This window comes from Rhizobium sp. 268 (genome assembly GCF_036571585.1).
Classification (GTDB): Bacteria; Pseudomonadota; Alphaproteobacteria; order Rhizobiales; family Rhizobiaceae; genus Rhizobium; species Rhizobium redzepovicii.
On the sequence record NZ_JAPPSO010000002.1, the window covers coordinates 45,826 to 62,839 of the forward strand.

At 62.1% G+C, this 17,014-nt stretch carries 12 protein-coding genes; 9 read left to right on the plus strand and 3 right to left on the minus strand.

The annotated features are described in order from the left end of the window. The first annotated feature begins 43 nt into the window (after nucleotides 1–43). The 5 genes from OS035_RS03730 to OS035_RS03750 all read left to right on the plus strand — a co-directional run bounded on the left by OS035_RS03730 (nucleotide 44) and on the right by OS035_RS03750 (nucleotide 6,417). A complete protein-coding gene (locus tag OS035_RS03730; protein WP_331813387.1) occupies nucleotides 44–1,264 on the plus strand; it encodes an ABC transporter substrate-binding protein in 1,221 nt (406 codons plus the stop codon). Nucleotides 1,265–1,331: 67 nt separating this feature from the next. Next, nucleotides 1,332–2,258, plus strand: coding sequence for a carbohydrate ABC transporter permease (locus OS035_RS03735; protein WP_442967650.1), 927 nt, complete (start codon nucleotides 1,332–1,334; stop codon nucleotides 2,256–2,258). Then, nucleotides 2,248–3,132 carry a carbohydrate ABC transporter permease gene (locus OS035_RS03740; RefSeq protein WP_097628095.1) on the plus strand — a complete coding sequence of 295 codons (885 nt, stop codon included), beginning with the start codon at nucleotides 2,248–2,250 and terminating at the stop codon, nucleotides 3,130–3,132. Before OS035_RS03735 ends, OS035_RS03740 begins: the two co-directional genes overlap by 11 nt. 194 nt (nucleotides 3,133–3,326) lie before the next feature. Further along, nucleotides 3,327–4,256: a substrate-binding domain-containing protein gene (locus OS035_RS03745; protein ID WP_097628094.1), complete on the plus strand. Its 930-nt coding sequence runs from the start codon at nucleotides 3,327–3,329 to the stop codon at nucleotides 4,254–4,256. 16 nt (nucleotides 4,257–4,272) lie between these two features. Next, nucleotides 4,273–6,417, plus strand: coding sequence for a methyl-accepting chemotaxis protein (locus OS035_RS03750; RefSeq protein WP_131710667.1), 2,145 nt, complete (start codon nucleotides 4,273–4,275; stop codon nucleotides 6,415–6,417). A 58-nt stretch (nucleotides 6,418–6,475) separates the two neighbouring features. Here OS035_RS03750 and OS035_RS03755 read toward each other — a convergent pair whose 3' ends face one another. The 3 genes from OS035_RS03755 to OS035_RS03765 all read right to left on the minus strand — a co-directional run bounded on the left by OS035_RS03755 (nucleotide 6,476) and on the right by OS035_RS03765 (nucleotide 10,732). Continuing rightward, nucleotides 6,476–7,738: a DUF3422 domain-containing protein gene (locus OS035_RS03755; protein WP_131710491.1), complete on the minus strand. Its 1,263-nt coding sequence runs from the start codon at nucleotides 7,736–7,738 to the stop codon at nucleotides 6,476–6,478. A 171-nt stretch (nucleotides 7,739–7,909) separates the two neighbouring features. After that, nucleotides 7,910–9,271 (minus strand): MFS transporter, encoded by a 1,362-nt coding sequence (locus OS035_RS03760; protein WP_331813389.1) that lies wholly within the window; start codon nucleotides 9,269–9,271, stop codon nucleotides 7,910–7,912. 174 nt (nucleotides 9,272–9,445) lie between these two features. Further along, nucleotides 9,446–10,732, minus strand: a complete 1,287-nt coding sequence (locus OS035_RS03765) for an ABC transporter substrate-binding protein (RefSeq protein ID WP_131710493.1) — start codon at nucleotides 10,730–10,732, stop codon at nucleotides 9,446–9,448. A 191-nt stretch (nucleotides 10,733–10,923) separates the two neighbouring features. Here OS035_RS03765 and OS035_RS03770 point away from each other — a divergent pair, with 191 nt between their 5' ends. Genes OS035_RS03770 through OS035_RS03785 form a run of 4 tightly spaced genes read left to right on the plus strand, consistent with a single transcriptional unit; the run spans nucleotide 10,924 to nucleotide 17,012 of the window. Next, a complete protein-coding gene (locus tag OS035_RS03770; RefSeq protein ID WP_331813390.1) occupies nucleotides 10,924–13,446 on the plus strand; it encodes a hypothetical protein in 2,523 nt (840 codons plus the stop codon). Between the two features lie 16 nt (nucleotides 13,447–13,462). Continuing rightward, nucleotides 13,463–14,557 (plus strand): beta-galactosidase BglB, encoded by a 1,095-nt coding sequence (gene bglB / locus OS035_RS03775; protein WP_097628089.1) that lies wholly within the window; start codon nucleotides 13,463–13,465, stop codon nucleotides 14,555–14,557. Then, the gene (pglB, locus tag OS035_RS03780) at nucleotides 14,554–15,918 is read left to right on the plus strand and encodes a polygalacturonase PglB (RefSeq protein ID WP_331813391.1); all 1,365 of its coding nucleotides are present in this window, start codon (nucleotides 14,554–14,556) and stop codon (nucleotides 15,916–15,918) included. Before bglB ends, pglB begins: the two co-directional genes overlap by 4 nt. Next, nucleotides 15,906–17,012 (plus strand): ABC transporter ATP-binding protein, encoded by a 1,107-nt coding sequence (locus tag OS035_RS03785; RefSeq protein ID WP_097628087.1) that lies wholly within the window; start codon nucleotides 15,906–15,908, stop codon nucleotides 17,010–17,012. Before pglB ends, OS035_RS03785 begins: the two co-directional genes overlap by 13 nt. Nucleotides 17,013–17,014 lie beyond the last annotated feature (2 nt).

A 17,014-nucleotide genomic window follows, 5' to 3' on the forward strand; every position in this document is an offset into this window, starting at 1 on the left:
TCGCATCCGCGTGTTCATTGCGTCATGGAGGGAGGAGAAACCCATGAAGGTTCTGAAGAAAGCGCTTTTGCTTGCCACAATCGGCGGCAGTCTTTTTGCCACAGCCGCATCGGCCGAACAGGTCAACCTGACCTGGCAGATGTGGACCGGTTCCGATGCCGACACCAAGGGCTGGCAGCACCTGGCCGAGATGGTCACCGCCAAGTATCCCGATATCAAGGTGACGCTGACGACGACCGGCTGGGTCGATTACTGGACGAGGCTGCCGGTGCTGGCGGCGTCGGGACAGCTTGCCGACATCGTTTCCATGCAGTCGCTGCGCATGCCGAATTTTTATTCGCTGCTTGAGCCCCTGAATGATCGGATCGCCGCCGACAAATTCGATGTCGGCGCTTTCACCCCCTCGATCATCGGCGGCATGTCCGTCGACAAGCAGCTTTACGGCCTGCCTTACGACGTCGGTCCGTGGGTCATCTATTATAACCAGGACGCGCTCGAAGCCGCCGGCGTTCCGCTGCCGAAACCGGGCTGGACGCTTGCCGAATTCACCGATGCCGCCAAGAAGCTGACCAAGGACGGTAAATACGGCTTCGGTATCACCCCGACCAACTATTCGGTCCTGGCGGCTGCCTGGGGCGATAAATATGTCAACGACGCGGGAGAGCTCGACCTCACCAATCCGAGCGCCGTTGCCGCGGCCGAGAGGGTGATCGGCTTTGCCGCCAAGGACAAGGTGGCGCCGCTGGTGCCATCGAGCGCCGATGCCGGCACGGTCATCCAAGGCCGGTTCTATTCGGGCAATGTCGCCATGTATGTCGACGGTCCATGGTCGATCATCGGCATGAAGGACAAGGTCAAGTTCAAAATTGGTTCCACCTCTCTCCCGCGCGGAGACGGCGAGCTTACCGCCGTCACGGCGGGCTCCGGTTTCGGCATCGCCACGACGAGCAAGAACAAGGATGCGGCCTGGAAGGCGATCCAGGTGCTGACCAGTCCCGAGGCCCTGCAGTATCTTGCCGAACAGGGGCGTGCGCTGCCGGCGCGTGCGGCGTCGCAATCCTCCTGGTACAAGGTGGCCGCCAAGGACATCACCAATGGCGGCGAGGCCATCGACTATTCTCTGGCGCATTCCGTGCCCTACGTGATCACCGACAACTGGGCGGCGGTCGAAAATCTGTTCAACCAGTATTTCCCGCCGGCCTTCGGCGGCAGCGCCGACGCCAAGCAGACGATGGAGTCGATCCAGAGCCTCGCGCAGCAATAGAGCCTATGCGTCCGAAAGGATGCGCAGGCGCCCGCCGCGGCAGGAATTGCCGCGCATGGAGGAAGACATGTCGGAAAGCGCCGTTGCCGAAATGACCCTGCAGCCTGGTCGGCCGCAGCGCTTTCTGAAGCCTGAGACGCAGACGGCCATGCTGTTCCTGCTGCCGAGTTTTCTCGGCTTCATGATCTTCATGGCCCTGCCGATCCTGGCGTCGCTGGCGCTCTCCTTCACAAACTGGCAGCTAATCTCGACGCCGTCCTTCGTCGGTCTTCAGAATTATATCAAGCTCTTCACCGTCGATCCGGCCTTCTACACCATCCTCAGAAACACGCTGTTTTTCGCCGTCGAATATCTGGCGGTGAACATCATCGTCTCGCTGCTGCTGGCGGTTTGGATATCCAGCCTGAAGCGCGGCAAGGCGATTTTCCGGGTGATCTTCTTTCTGCCGACCTTCACGCCGACGATTGCCGCTTCGGTGGTGTGGCTGCTGATCTTCACGCCGGATGGACTGGCCGACACCGTCATCCGTTCGCTCGGCCTCGGCCTGCCGAATTTCCTGCTGAACCCGACCTGGGCGATGCAGGCGGTCGTGATCGTCACGCTCTGGGCCAATGTCGGCTATAATGTCGTGATGTTCAACTCCGCCCTCGATCTGGTGCCGAAACACTATCTCGAAGCGGCGACGATCGACGGCGCCAATGCCTGGCAGCGCTTCTGGCGCATCCGTCTGCCGCTGATCTCGCCCACCGTCTTCTTCGCCACCGTGATGACGGCGATCACCTCGCTGCAGGTCTTCGACGAAATCTTTGCAATGACGCGCGGCGGCCCGGGCTCGGCGACGGCAACCCTCGGCTTTGCCATCTACCAGAAGGGCTTCACCAATTTCCAGATGGGCTATGCCTCCGCTCTCGCCTGGGTGATGTTCGTCATGATCATGGCGCTCACCATCCTGCAGTTCCACATGCAGCGCAAATGGGTGCATTATGACGACTGACCCGACCTCACGGCATCCGTATTCCGTCTCCGCGGGTCGGCATCGTCTCCTGCGGCGCATCGGCACCTTCTTCAGTTATGCCGGCCTTTCACTGATCGCGCTGCTTTTCCTCTTCCCCTTCTTCTGGATGGTGTCGAACGCGGTGCGCTCGAATGCCGAGGTAATGGCCGTGCCGGTTCGCATCTTCCCCGAGGAATATCATTGGGGCACATTCGTCGAGGCCCTGGTGGCTCTGCCATTCGGCACTTTCCTGCTGAATTCCCTGGTGGTCGCCTGCGGCGTCACGGCGATCGTGATTGCGGTATCGTGCCTGTCCGCCTACGCCTTCGCGCGGCTGCGGTTTCCCGGCCGTGAGGGGCTGCTGCTTACCTATCTCAGCACGCTGATGATCCCGCAGGTGATGCTGGTGATCCCGCTTTTCCTCCTGGTCAGCAAGCTCGGCTGGATCAACACCTATCATGGCATGATCCTGCCGGTCGCCTTCTCGTCCTTTGGCACGTTTCTGCTGCGACAGTTCATCCTCGGTATTCCTAAGGATCTCGACGAGGCCGCGATGATGGACGGTGCCTCGCGCCTGCGCATTCTCGTCACCGTCATCGTGCCGCTCGCCATGCCGGCAATCGGCCTTTTGTCGCTCTTCACCTTCATCGCCCAGTGGAAGAGTTTCCTGTGGCCGCTGATCGCTACCAGCGGGGTGGAAAAAGCCACACTGCCGCTCGGGCTCACATTGTTTCAGACCCAGCAGGGCACGGCGTGGAACTATATCATGGCCGGCGCGACGATCTCTATGCTGCCGGGCGTGGTCCTGGCCATCGTGCTGCAAAGGGTGATCTATAGGGGCATCACCGTCAGCTCCGGCTTCGGCGGAAGATAGTAAAAAACAGAGATTTATGTGCATCGCGCGAAGTTCGAGACGAAGCCTGTCAAGGTCGGTTGCTCGCCGCCGAAGAAGGCGCTTCCGCGCCACAATATCCTATCCCCGTTCTTAACTTTCGTTTCCTCACGAAAAGTAAAATTTAACCAAGATTTGAAATAACGCATTCACATCCGAATTGCGTAGGGGAATTCATGAAAACGGCCACGCTTGCATCCATCGCCTTGGCGATATCGGTCTCTGTTGCCAATGCACAGACGATCGGGGTTTCGATGACCAATCTCGATAAATTCAGAGAGATGCTTCTGAACGGCGTCGTCTCGCACGGGAAGACGATATCAGGCCTCAAGCTCGTCACCGCGAATGCCGAGGGCGACAACGAACTTCAGAAGAAGCAGGTTCAGCAGTTCGTTGCCGACAAGGTCGATGCCATTATCATGATGCTGTCTGATGGCGATTTCGGACCGCAAATGACCAAGATCGCAGCGGATGCCGGCATTCCCCTGATCTACATCAACACGACGCCCTCCAATCTCTCGGACTTGCCGGACAATCAGGTCGTTGTCGCCTCCGATGAGAAAGACTCCGGTACGCTGGAGACAAAGCAAGTGTGCTCTCTGCTCAAGGGCAAGGGCCGTGTCGTCGTGCTGATGGGGGAGGTCTTCCATGTGGCCGCCCGCACCCGCACCCAGGACATCGCCGATGTCATCGCGACGCCGGAATGCAAAGGCCTTGAGATCGTCGAGCAGCAAGCGGCCTATTGGTCGCGCGATTATGCCGATCAGCAAATGCAGGAATGGCTGGCGGCCGGCGTCAAGTTCGATGCTGTTATCGCCAACAATGACGAGATGGCGCTCGGTGCGATCCGCGCCATGAAGAAGGCCAATATCCCGATGAAGGACGTCGTCGTCGCCGGCGTCGATGCTACCGACGATGCGCTTGCCGCCATGGTGGCCGGGGATCTCGACGTCACCATTCTCCAGAGTGCGGTCGGGCAGGGGGCGGCGGCCGTCGACGCTGCCGTGAAGCTCGTCAACAAGGAGAAGGTGCCTCGCGAAAACAACGTCCCCTTCGAACTCGTCACACCCGAGAAAATAGCCCAATACCTGCCGAAGAGCCAGTGAGCATAAGAGGCCTATGATGTTGCATTTCTGGAATAAATTCGGCATTCGCGCGCAGATCACCGCAGGCTTCGTGCCGTTGATCCTGCTGATGAGCCTGCTCACCGTCAGCGCGATCTCCGGCATGAACGGGCTTGCCGCGATCTTCGCTTCCTATCGTGTCACGGCCGGCCAGAGTCTGGCTATCTCCGACTACAGCGACCAGTTGCACGAGATCCAGATGTCGGCGGAGGCTTTCCGTTCGACCCCGACGCAGGCTGTCGTCGACAGTTTCCGCGCCGGCGTGAAGGCCTTCGAGGCGGACGACCCGCGTTTTGCCGGCAACAAGGACCTGCAGTCGGGGCTTGCAGAAATCCGCCAGGATATTGCCGCCTACGGCAAGGCCTTCGAACAGATCGTTTCCTTGCAGGCTCGGCGCGACATGTTGATCTCCAAGGTCACCGAATTCGGCCCCTGGACCAGTATCGCGCTCAACGACGTCGTGCGCAGCGCCTGGCGCCAGAACGACGTGACGCTGCTGCAGATGACGGCGGCGACGCTGGAGGCCTTGAACCGCAGTCTCTATTTCTCTGAACGCTTCGTGCATTCCAACGATTTCGCGGCTTACGACACGGCGCAGGCGGCTCTCGCCGAAGCCGTGGCGCTCAATGACGCCGCCGCCAAGGCTGCGAAGAATGAGCTGCAGAAGAAGCGCCTGATGGGCGCCGGGCAGCTCATGCAGAACTACACCGCCCGTCTCGGCGACATGAAGGAGGTGCTGCAGGCCTCCGGCAATATCCGCCAGACGCAGCTTGGCGTGCTCGCGCCGAAAATATCAGGCGAATTCACGGATTTGCAGGCGACCGTGACAGGTGCCCAGAAGGCCCTTGATGGTTCCGTGGAGGCGACGGTCGCCTCCGCGACCAGCACGACGCTCGTCATCAGCGGGCTGCTGATCGTCATCGGCCTCGTGCTTTCCTATTTCGTCGGCCTGCTGATTTCCTCTGCGGTGCGCAAGATGGCCCAGTCCATGGAGCAGCTTGCTCGCGGCGAGGAAGGGATCGCGATAACGGGCGTCGAGCACCGCCACGAACTCGGCGCCATGGCGCGTTCGCTGAAGGTTTTCCAGGAGACGGGCCGCGCCAAGCTGATCGCCGAAGCCAATGCCGAGCGAGCTCGCCTCGCCGCCGAAGAAGAGCGGCTGCGCCAGGAAGCCGAGCGGCTGTCCGATGCGCAAGTGATGGAACATGCCTTCCGCCAGATTTCCGTCGGTCTCGACGCGTTGTCGAAGGGTGATCTCACCGTTCGCGTCGGCGAAGTCGACCATCGCTACGTCAGGATCCGCGATCATTTCAACAATTCGGTCGCAAGCCTCGAGGAAGCGGTCGACTCTGTCATTCGCGCGGTCGCCACCATCCGCTCCGGTCTGTCGGAAATCTCCACCGCCTCCAACGATCTCGCCCGCCGCACCGAGCAGCAGGCAGCCTCGTTGGAAGAAACGGTCGCAGCACTCGGCGACGTGACCCGCGGCGTCAACGGCACGGCAGAGGGCGCAGGCCGCGCCCAGGCCGTCGTTGCGACGGCCCGCACCAATGCCGAAAAGGGCGGCGAAATCGTCGCCCGGGCTATCGACGCGATGACGGAAATTCAAAATTCGTCGTCGAAGATCGGCAACATCATCAGCGTCATCGACGAGATCGCCTTCCAGACCAACCTCTTGGCGCTGAATGCCGGCGTCGAAGCGGCGCGCGCCGGTGAGGCGGGCAAGGGCTTTGCCGTCGTCGCCCAGGAAGTCCGCGAGCTCGCCCAGCGCTCCGCCAATGCGGCGCGGGAGATCAAGCAACTGATTTCCACCTCCTCGGCGCAAGTCAAGACCGGTGTTCAACTGGTCGGCGAATCCGGTCTCTCGCTGGAACAGATCGTCGAGCAGGTTACCGCCATGAATGCGACCGTCGCCGAGATCGCCGTTGCTGCCCGCGAACAGGCAACGAGCCTGCGCGAAGTCTCGGCCGCCGGCGACCAGATGGACAAGGTGACCCAGCAGAACGCCGCGATGGTCGAAGAAACCACGGCGGCGGCCCAGAGTCTGACGCAGGAAACCGAAAGTCTTGCTGATCTGTTGCGGCGGTTCAAGACGGGCAGCGGTCGGGCACGAGACCATCGCCCCTACGCAATGGCATCGTGACGATCTGTCGGAGCGGTTAATAGAACACCGCCGCTCCGAAAGGGCGGCGGTGACCCCGTCAGTGGCTTTCGGATGTGGGGCCGTGCGGCACGCCGGCGATGCTTCGGCGCACGTGACGGACCGCGGTCCAGACGGCGAAGAGCACGAGCGGGATGGCGCCGAGAACAGCGAGTTTTGCCACGTGCGGATCGACGCCCAGTGCGGAAATGCTTTCGAGGCAGATCTTCACCAGGCCGACGGTATAATAGGTGATGGCGATGACCGAAAAGCCTTCGACCGCCTGCTGGATATGCACCTGGATGCGCGCCCGCTCTTCCATTGAGGTCAGCAGTGAGGCGTTCTGATCCTCGAGCTGAACCTGCACGGTGGTTCTGAGCAGGTCTCCGGCCAGGCTGACGCGTTCGGCCAGCTCGTCGAGGCGCCGTTCTGCCGCATAGACCGAGCGGACAGCCGGTTGGAAGCGTCGGTCGATGAACGTACCGAGCCTTTGTCTTTGCTCGACCCGCTCTTCTCGAAGCTCCGACAGCCTGCTCGCCACGATCTCGGCATAGGCTTTTGTCGCGCCGAAGCGGTGGCGGGCGAGTGCCGAGAAGTTGAGCACATCGGAAGAGAGCCTCGTCACCTCGGACAGCAGCGCCTTGTCGACTTTGACGGCGCTCTGCATATGGACGATCAGGAGATCAAGGCGCTGGTCAAATGCGGAAAGCTTCGACACGGTCTCGCGCGCCATCGGCAACGCCAGCAGCGCCATCATCCGATATGTCTCGATTTCCAGGAAACGCCGGACCATGCGGCCGGTCCGATAGGCGTTGAGGTTGCGGTTGAAGAACAGGAACTCGAGGAATCCGCTGTCGGTCAGCCGAAAGTTCGAATGCACCTCGGCGTCGCCGCCGCCGACCCGCGAAGCGATATAGTCGAGTTTGGGTTTTTCCAGGATGCGCCCGTCCTTCTCGTCACGCACCAGCACGCGCACGGCCGCGATGACCTTTCCGCCAATCTGGCCGCAGCAGGCCCGAAAAGCTTCCGGCGGGTTGCTGCCGGGTTCGGCCGATGCCGGCACCACGAAGGTGAGGGTGAGGAACTCGGTATGGGCTTCCCATTTCAGTCGGCCGTCGCCGACGCGGCCGATGCCGTGATTGCCCTCGCCCGTCGTGGTGACATCTTCCAATCCCGGCAGGGAACCGGGCAGCGAAGGAGGGCCATTCTCGCCGATGATAGCGACATGCCAGACATCGGTGTCGCCATCGAAATAAAGCGACGGCCGGGCATGCAACTCGTTGTGAAGCTCCCTGCGCAGCGGATGCTCGGAACCCATCGGCATGGAGATGCACCTCTATACGATAGACAGTCGCTGGATCGCCGGCGGAAGGACCGGGTGCCGGCGCTTGATAATTTGATATGGCGCCTGGAGCTGGCCCCAGGTCGACAACGCCTATAGCCTCTCCCGCGGCTCGTGTCACGACGCCTTCGCAGCAGTCGCCCAATCGCGCGTTCAGAGTGAGCGCCAGGCAGGGATGCTCGCGAGCAACTGCGCGCTGCCGCCTGCCGACATCGCGACGATGAAGCCGGTTTCGGCTTCTCCGAGGAAGGCGAAGATCGCCCCGAGCAGGGCGACGCCTATCGTCGCGCCCACCATGCGGGCAACGTTTATCAGGGCGCTCGCCGTGCCGGAACGATCGGCGGTGACGGTTGAAACCGCGACCGCGGTTAGGGGGCCCGTCGCCATTCCCATGCCGACGCCGGTCAACAGCAGCCCGATCTCTTCGGCAACGAACCAGTCGGCCAGGAAGGATGCGCCGAGCAGGAGATTGCCCAAACCCATCAGCGCCAGCCCTGCCGATATGGTGCGTTTTTTCCCAAGGCGCTCCGAGATCGTGCCGGAGAAGGGGGAGATCGCGATGAAGCTGAGGGCCATCGGCAGCAGCGATAGTCCTGCTTCAAAGGAGGCCAGGCGGCCGAGGCTGAGCGAGACCAGTGGAAAGAGAAACAGCGTGCCATACATGCCGAAGGTCATCGCCGCCGTTCCGGCCATCGCCCCGCGGAATTGGCTGTCCTGGAACATCGACATCGGAACGAGGGCCGTCTGTTCCAGGCGCTTCTCCACCATGACGAAGAGCAGCAGGAGAGCCGCGCCGGCGATTGCCAGGAGCGCCGTCCACAGCGGCGGCAGATGCGATGATTCAATCGCGGTGAGGGTAAGGGCGGTGAGGGATGCGATCCCCAGCAACTGACCCGGCAGGTCGAAGGATCTGCCCTGCCGATCGGCGCTTTCCGGAATGAAAAGCCACGCGCTCGCCGCCGCGATCAGCGCGATCGGGATGACCACGAAGAAAACGGATCGCCAGCCGAAACCGCGGATCAGAAAGCCGCCGAGGGTGGGGCCGATCGCAAGCGACATCCCATTGCAGCCGGCCCAGATTCCGAGCACGCGCGCACGGAGCTTCTCATCCCGGTAGATGACCCGGATCAGTGAAAGCGACGCCGGCAGCAGGAGGGCGGAGCCGAGACCGGTCAAGGCCCTGGCCCCGATCAGCATTGCGATGCTCGGGGCAAAGGCGCAGACGAGGCTCGCCAGGGCAAAAACCGCACAGCCGATCACGAACATCCGGCGCCGACCGTAGAGATCGGCAAACAGGCCGCCGCTGATGAGGAGTGCTGCGTAAACGAGATTATAAGCGTCGACGACCCACTGCAATTGCGTCACCGACGCCTTGAGGTCGAGGCCTATCGGCTGGACCGCCAGATTGACAACCGATGTGTCGACCTGCGCCACGATCACGCCGAGGCAGAGAATGGCGAGGGCGGCTGGTCTCAGGTCCGAGCGGGAACCGGTGTTTCGATTGATGATATCCATAACGCTACCTTTCCTTGCGGGAAGACGTAGCGTGGTTCAGTCCATCGACAATTCGAAACCAATCGAACTGTTCGGCATGTTGGCATAGGCAGAGGCAAAAAAACGATCAGCCACGGCCCGTTGCGAGGCCGTGGCTGATGCAGCGCGCAATCTGTGGGAGACAGGCGCGGCCGTTTACTTGTTGGCGGCGAGGGCGACGTTGACCTTGTCGACGTCTGCGCTCATCGCCTTGAAGGTGTCCTCAAGGGAAAGCTCGCCGACGATCAGCTGGCTCATCCGCTGGACAATGAGCTGATAGATGGCGGAGGAGCCCTTCAGGCGTTCCAGGTCGCGAGCTGCCTTCGGCGCGCTGTTGCGGCTTGCGAGGAAGACGGCCATGGCGTCCTTGGCGTTCTTGCTATCGAGCTTGTACTGCGGATCCTTGATGTCGGCGCCGGTCAGGATGACGTAGTTTTCGGCGATTTCACGCTGGACCTTTTCAGAGCCGAGGAACTCGATGAAGGAGGCGACGGCCTGCGGGTACTTGGTGCGCTTGAAGCCGACGATCGCGGTACCGCCCGGCATTGCATAGCAACCGGCATCGCCGCAGGGCGCGCTGATCGCCGTCCAGTCGAAGGCGTCGCCGATCTTCTTCTGGAACGGATTGACCATCCAGTTGCCGGCAAGATAGGTCACGACATTGCCGTTGACGAACTCGTCACCCATGTTCTTGTACTGGGTTCCGCCGGCCGCGCCCCACATTTCCTTCGGGAAAGAGCCGTCCTTCGTCCAGTTGTAGAGATCGGTGATGTAGTGCTTGGCGGCATCGTCAGGGAAGGAGAACTTGCCGTCCTTGACGTAGTTCGAGCCGTAGGAGAAGGCCGCGCCGGAGAAACGGTGACCCGAGCGGTCCATCGTGAAGGGGATCTGGGCGCCGGTCGCCTTGGCGACGCGCGCCGAGGCTTCGACGATGTCCTTCAGGGTGGCGGTCGGCTTCGGAAGCGGTTCTTTCGCCTGCTCGAACAGCGTCTTGTTGACGAAGGGCAGGTTGAAGGTCTGCGAGGCGACATAGCCGTTGATCGAGTTCGGCTCGTTGACGCCGGGGAAACGAAGCGTGTTCAGGCTGTCGCCGTGCAGCTTGGCGAAACCATCCGGATCCTTCATCAGCGGCCGCATGTCGAGGTAATAGGGCGCCAGCTGCCAGTCGGTGATCTTGGCGACGTCAGGACCTTCGCCGATGGCAAGCTGCACCGGCAGCTGCTTGGCGACGGCATCGTAACCCGACGAGACGAAATTCACCTTGATGTCGGGATGCGCCGTCTCGAATTCCTTGCTCAGCGCTTCCATCCGCTCGACATAAGCCTGGTCGTCGTCGGTGAAGAGAAAGGTGATCGTCTGCGTTTCCGCCATGGCCACGCTCGACCATGCGAAAGAAACCGTAGCCAACGCCAGTGCGAAAGCCCCTGAAAGATACGTTTTCATTTTCATCCTCCCATGAAAACATTTTCATCAATCGCGGCCTTGGCCATCGATAAGTGAATTTCATATACTTGACATTCGTTCCGTCAAGCTATTTTCTACGCAGATAGCGATGTTTTTGAGCAATTTTCAAAAATCACGCATCCAAATAACCTAATGAAAATATTTTCATAGGATTGCGGAGGAGGCGATCTGTGAAAACGGAAAGCATCAAGCGGCCTGATGGCATGGCCCCGGCATACAACGTGGCGGCGGGGCAGACGGTGACGGCCTGGGCCGTTTCCGCCCTCATTGAGCGCTATTTTCCCGGCGAACCGGCCCCGGCCGAAGATCGCGTGAACTATCGCTTCATCAACGGTTTCGTCGATGTCGGCGACCTGCCGTGCCGCAAGGCCTTCTGGTCCACCATGGTCGGGCGGGCGCTGGAGCCGGACACGTCCTGGCCGACGGAAAGCCTCTATCTTCCCGGCTCGAACCGCCGCGTGGAGTTTACCAGCTTCTGGCATGTGCCCGCCCATGTCAGGCGATGGCTGAAGGGCACGTTCAGGACGGAAGCCCCGCGCACGCTCAATCTCGCGCTCAAGACCTGCGGCGGCGTCCGCATCTGGGTCAACGGGCAGGAGGCGGTGCGCTTCGAACCCTTCAGGCGCAACGTCGAGAGCGCAACCGAGATCATGCTGACGCTCGAGGCCGGCGACAACGAGATCCTCGTCCATACAGAAGACCTCGCCGAGCGCGACACGACCTGGTTCTTCGAGCTCGAAATGCTGGACAAGGAGCCGCTCTGCGTGCTGCTGCCGGTGCCGCTGGATCAGAACGAGGTGCGCGAGCTGGAAACCCTTTCGCGCGGCGTGCGCCCGGCCCGCGACGTCTTCATCAATCAGCCGCTGGAGATCATCTTCGACACGGCGCCCGAGCGCGACCTGCCCGTCGATCTCAAGGTGGTCGGCCATGGCCATGAGCGGCCGATTCTTGCCCATTCGAAACTGACCCTGCGCGCCGGCGAGAGCCGTCTGATCGCCGAAGAAGTCTGCGGTATTGCGGACGGTTATCACGGCATTCACATGACGATCGGTTCCGGACCGGGTTCGGTCACCCGCGTCATCGATGCCGCCTTCATGAGCAGCCTATCGCCATTGCCTGAAGAGGCGTCGCTTTCCGCCCGCAAGCGGCAGGCGCTGGAATACAGCGCCCGCTTCGGCGCCAATCGCGCCGGGCGTCTCATCGCGATGATGGAAACAGGCCATCACGATCCGGAAAGCTTCAAGCGCATCGTCGATGCGACCCTTGCCTCGATCGATGCGCGGGAGGATTGCTCGGACTTCATCATGGTGCCCCTCCTCTGGCTGCTCGGCGCCTATGGCGACCGGATGCCTGCGGCCACGGTCGAACGCATCCGCCGTTCCGTTCTCTCTTATCGCTACTGGGTCGACGAGCCGGGCAATGACGCGATGTGGTTCTGGAGCGAGAACCATGTGCTCTGCTTCCATACCAGCCAGCTGCTGGCCGGGCTGTTTCTCCCCGATGCGGTGTTCTCGGCCTCCGGGCGGACGGGACGGCAGCAGGCGGAACTCGCCGTCGAGCGGCTCGGGCGCTGGTTCGACAGCGTCGAGGCTCATGGCCTGGCGGAGTGGAATTCGGCCGCCTATTACCCGATCGATTTCATCGGCCTGCTGGCGCTGGAGCGCTGGGCCGAGAGGGGGATTGCCGATCGCGCCCGCGGCCAGATCGACCTCATCTTCCGCATGATCGCCCTTCATACGCTGGCCGGCGTTCCGGCCGGCTCGCAGGGCCGCGCCTACGACAAGGAACTGCGCGCCGGCCCGCTGACCGAGCTTGCGCCCTTTGCCCAGGTGGCTTTCGGCACCGGTTGGCTCAACAACGGCGTGGCGGCATTGACGATGTTCTGCGCCGGCGGCTACGAGCCGCCCGCCGATCTGATCGAGCTTGCCGCCCCTTCCAGGGGCAGAAGCGTCGAGGCGCGTTACAGCCAGGGGCTCGAGAGTGGAAAGCTCGTGCTGTTCAAGAACGAGGCGGCGCAGCTTTCGACGGTGGTCGATCACAAGACTGGTCGGAAGGGTCACCAGCAGCACGTCCTCGACATCAGGCTGGCCGGCCATCCAATGGCGCGACTCTGGGTCAATCATCCCGGCGAGGACGATCCCTGGGGCAATCAAAGGCCGTCCTATTGGGCCGGCAACGGCATCCTGCCGCGTGTCGCCCAGCATCGTGATGTCGCCCTGCTGATCGAGGACACAAGCGACGCACGGCACGCATGGACGCATGCCTATATCGGCCGCGATGGCCTCGATGATCTCATTGTCGAAGGCAAGTGGCTGATCGCACGGTCGGGCCGGGGATTTTCCGCCCTCTGGGCCTCCAACGGCCTGGAACTGATCACCGAGGGGCCGACCGCCGGCCGCGAGGCGCGCTCCTACGGGTCGCTCTGTGGCTGGGCTGCTATCGTTGGATGCGGCAATGGCGACGCCTTCAAAACCTTCCTCGAACGCCTGTACCAGACGGCGGTTTCCTTCGATCCTGCGCTTCGCCTGCTGACGCTGACGCCGCCGGGCGGCCCCGTGCTCTCGCTTTCCTATGCCGACGGTCTTTCGATCGCCGGCAAGCGCCGGCTGTTCACACATGATCAGCCGCACCCGATTCTCACCCACGACAGTGCCGCGTCCCAAGCCGGTACTGACGGACCGCTCTACTCGTAAAACATAGGTCCCCAGCATGAACACTACATCTGTCGATAACGCCGCGCTCCTGACGACGATCGATCGCGTGGCAACGGCTTTCAGCCGGCTTAGAGGCATCAAGGAAGGTCTCGTGACCGGAAGCTCCACCTCCGGGATCCAGTTCGACGAGTGGGACTGGGAAGTCGGCGTCGGCCTCTACGGATTCTTGCGACGTGCGATTTCCACCAACGATCAGAAAGCGCTGCAGGAGCTCGTCGCCTGGTATGCCGGCCAGATCGAGCGCGGCCTGCCGCCGCGCCAGATCAACAGCACGGCGCCGATGCTGCCACTGGCAATCCTCGTCCAGCATGTCGACCGTCCCGATTTCCGCGCGCTGGTCGAGGATTGGGCCGAATGGCTCGTCAAGGAATTGCCGAAGACGGAGGAGGGCGGCTTTCAGCACGTCGTCAAGGAACGCCTCAACGACGGCGAATTGTGGGATGACACGCTGTTCATGGCCTGCCTGTTCCTCGCCCGCGCCGGCGTGCTCTGCAAGCGCAACGACTGGATCGATGAGGCCGTCTATCAGTTCGTGATCCACACACGCTATCTCTCCGATCCGGTCAGCGGTCTCTGGTATCACGGCTGGACCTTCAACGGCCGGCACAATTTCGCCAACGCCTTCTGGGCGCGCGGCAATGCCTGGATCACCGTCGCCATTCCCGAACTCTTCGATCTTGTCCCGACGCTCGGCGAGAAGGATCGGCGCTTCCTTTCGAATGTTCTCGTCAGCCAAGTGCGCTCGCTGAAGGCATATCAGCGGCCGGACGGGATGTTCACGACCCTTCTCGACGATCCGTCCTCGCCGCTGGAAACCTCGGCGACGGCAGGCATCGCTTACGGCATATTGCGCGCTATCGATGCCGGCATTCTGGACGAGAGCGACAGGGCCTATGCCGAGCGTGCGCTTGCGGCGGTGCTGGCGCAGATCGACGAGGAGGGCGTCGTCCACGGCGTCTCGGACGGCACGCCGATGGGGCACGACCTCGATTTCTACCGGCGCATCCCGAACCTGCCGACGCCTTACGGCCAGGCGTTGACCATGCTGCTGCTGACGGAAGTCTTTCTCGAAAGCGGTCAGCGTCAATGAGTGCCGCCTCCCTCGTTTCGATCGAGGCGCTCGACGGCGACAATACCGAGCGCCTGCAGGCGGCGATCGACGATCTCTCGGCTTCCGGCGGCGGATGCCTGGAGCTCCTGGCGGGCATCCACATCTGCCGGGGGCTCCGGCTCCATTCGGGCGTCGATCTGCATCTGGCCGCCGGCGCGATCCTGCGGCCGGTTCCGGACTATGCAGCCTATGCGCATACGACTGTTTCGGTGATCGCCGAGAAGTCAGATCGCGGCATGATCGTCGCCAAGGGCGCGCGGCGGATCGGCCTGACGGGGCCGGGGCGTATCGAAGCCGGCTGCGAGAGCTTCATCATCGGGGATGACGAGACGGTAGGGACCTTCATTCCGGCCGAATTCCGCCCCCGCGTCGTCGTCTTCGAGAGCTGCGACGAGGTCGAGATCAGCGCGCTACATATCAGCCGTTCGCCGATGTGGACGTTGCACTTCGTCGACTGCACCGATGTCGCGGTCCGCAACGTCACGATCGAAAACGACCGCCGCCTTCCCAATACGGATGGTATCGTGTTCGATGCCTGCCGCGGCGCCGTCATCGAGGATTGCGCGATATCGACGGCCGATGACGGCATATGCCTGAAGACCAGCATCGGCCCGCAGGGTGTCGCAATCGGACGATGTGAGAATATTTTTATCCGCCGCTGCGCCGTTCAGAGCCTCAGCTGCGCGCTGAAGATCGGCACGGAAACGCATGGCGACGTCACCAATGTCGTCTTCGAGGATTGTAGCGTTTCATCTTCCAACCGAGCGCTCGGTATCTTCTCACGCGACGGCGGCCGGATATCGAACGTCAGGTTTTCGCGGATTGCTGTCGAGTGCCGCGAAACGCTCGACGGCTTCTGGGGCTCGGGGGAGGCGCTGACCGTCAACGTCGTCGACCGTGTCGCTGAGCGCCCGGCAGGCGCCATCGAAAACCTCATTGTCGAAGACATTACCGGGCGCATGGAAGGGGCGATCACCGTCATTTCGGCTTCGTCCGCCGGCATTCGCAATGTATCGCTGGCGCGCATCGGTGTGGATCAACGGCCCGGCGAACTCGGCACCGCGCAGGCCTACGACCTGCGTCCGACAAACGCGGACCTTGCGCCGAAGGCAGACGGTGGCGGCCGCGCCAATGCCTGGACGCGCGGGGCGGACGGGCGGGTGATCGGCCTGCAAGACTATCCGGGCGGAATGCCCGCCGTCTACGTGGCGGGGGTCACCGGGATATTGATGAACGAGGTGCGGATCGCGAGACCGACACCGCTGCCGCAAGGCTGGAACGCAATCGACGTCGTCTTCGAAACGGCGGCACCCGACGGGAGTGGGGCATGGCAGAACTGAAACTTTCCACCGTCAACAAGTCGTATGGCTCCGTCAAAGTGCTGCATGACGTCGATCTCGATATAAAGGACGGCGAATTCGTCGTCTTCGTCGGCCCGTCGGGATGCGGCAAGTCGACCCTGTTGCGCGTCATTGCCGGCCTGGAAGAGGTTACGTCGGGCGGCATTGCCATCGGCGGCCGCGACGTCAGCGCCCTTTCGCCGGCCGAGCGCAAAATCGCTATGGTCTTCCAGTCCTACGCGCTTTATCCGCATATGAGCGTTCGCAAGAACCTCGCTTTCGGCCTTGAAAATCTGAAGTTCAAGCGCGCCGAGATCGAGGCGCGCATTGCCGAAGCCGCCAGGATGCTGGCGATCGAACCCTATCTCGACCGGCGCCCGAAGCAGCTTTCCGGCGGCCAGCGCCAGCGCGTGGCGATCGGCCGCGCCATCGTGCGCGAACCGGATATCTTCCTCTTCGACGAGCCGCTGTCCAATCTCGACGCGGCGCTGCGCGTCCAAACCCGGGCTGAGATCACCAAGCTCCATCGCGAGATCAAGACGACGATGATCTATGTCACGCACGACCAGGTCGAGGCGATGACCATGGCCGACAAGATCGTCGTGCTGCGCGCCGGGCGGGTCGAGCAGGTCGGCGCACCGCTGGAACTCTTCGATCATCCGCGCAATCTTTTCGTCGCCGGCTTCCTCGGCTCGCCGCGCATGAACATCATCAAGGGGAAAGTATCGGGCATCAGCGAGAGCGGTGTCGCCATCGATGTCGCGGGCGGCGGCAGGATCGTCGGCGACGTCGATCCCGAGGGCATTACGGTCGGACAGGATGTGCTTGCCGGCATAAGGCCCGCGCATTTCTCCCGCTCCAGCGAAAAGGGCCTGCCGTTCATCGTCCAGTATCACGAAGGCCTCGGCACCGAGACCTATGTTTACGGCAATCTTGCCGGCCAGGACGAGCAGATCATCATCCATGAGGCCGGCCATTTCGCGCCTGTTCAGGGTGACCGGATCATGATCGATGCCGATCCGGCACGCGTTCACCTGTTCGATCCCGAAAGCGGCTTGGCCTTTGCCCGCCGATCACGACAGGGGAGGCGCTGACC

Excerpts from the sequence above, each read along its gene's own strand:
- bglB (WP_097628089.1), top strand. The coding sequence starts at position 13,463 with ATGAACACTACATCTGTCGATAACGCCGCGCTCCTGACGACGATCGAT.
- OS035_RS03760 (WP_331813389.1), bottom strand. The coding sequence starts at position 9,271 with ATGGATATCATCAATCGAAACACCGGTTCCCGCTCGGACCTGAGACCA.
- OS035_RS03750 (WP_131710667.1), top strand. The coding sequence starts at position 4,273 with ATGTTGCATTTCTGGAATAAATTCGGCATTCGCGCGCAGATCACCGCA.
- OS035_RS03755 (WP_131710491.1), bottom strand. The coding sequence starts at position 7,738 with ATGCCGATGGGTTCCGAGCATCCGCTGCGCAGGGAGCTTCACAACGAG.
- OS035_RS03745 (WP_097628094.1), top strand. The coding sequence starts at position 3,327 with ATGAAAACGGCCACGCTTGCATCCATCGCCTTGGCGATATCGGTCTCT.
- OS035_RS03740 (WP_097628095.1), top strand. The coding sequence starts at position 2,248 with ATGACGACTGACCCGACCTCACGGCATCCGTATTCCGTCTCCGCGGGT.
- OS035_RS03765 (WP_131710493.1), bottom strand. The coding sequence starts at position 10,732 with ATGAAAACGTATCTTTCAGGGGCTTTCGCACTGGCGTTGGCTACGGTT.
- pglB (WP_331813391.1), top strand. The coding sequence starts at position 14,554 with ATGAGTGCCGCCTCCCTCGTTTCGATCGAGGCGCTCGACGGCGACAAT.
- OS035_RS03785 (WP_097628087.1), top strand. The coding sequence starts at position 15,906 with ATGGCAGAACTGAAACTTTCCACCGTCAACAAGTCGTATGGCTCCGTC.
- OS035_RS03735 (WP_442967650.1), top strand. The coding sequence starts at position 1,332 with ATGTCGGAAAGCGCCGTTGCCGAAATGACCCTGCAGCCTGGTCGGCCG.
- OS035_RS03730 (WP_331813387.1), top strand. The coding sequence starts at position 44 with ATGAAGGTTCTGAAGAAAGCGCTTTTGCTTGCCACAATCGGCGGCAGT.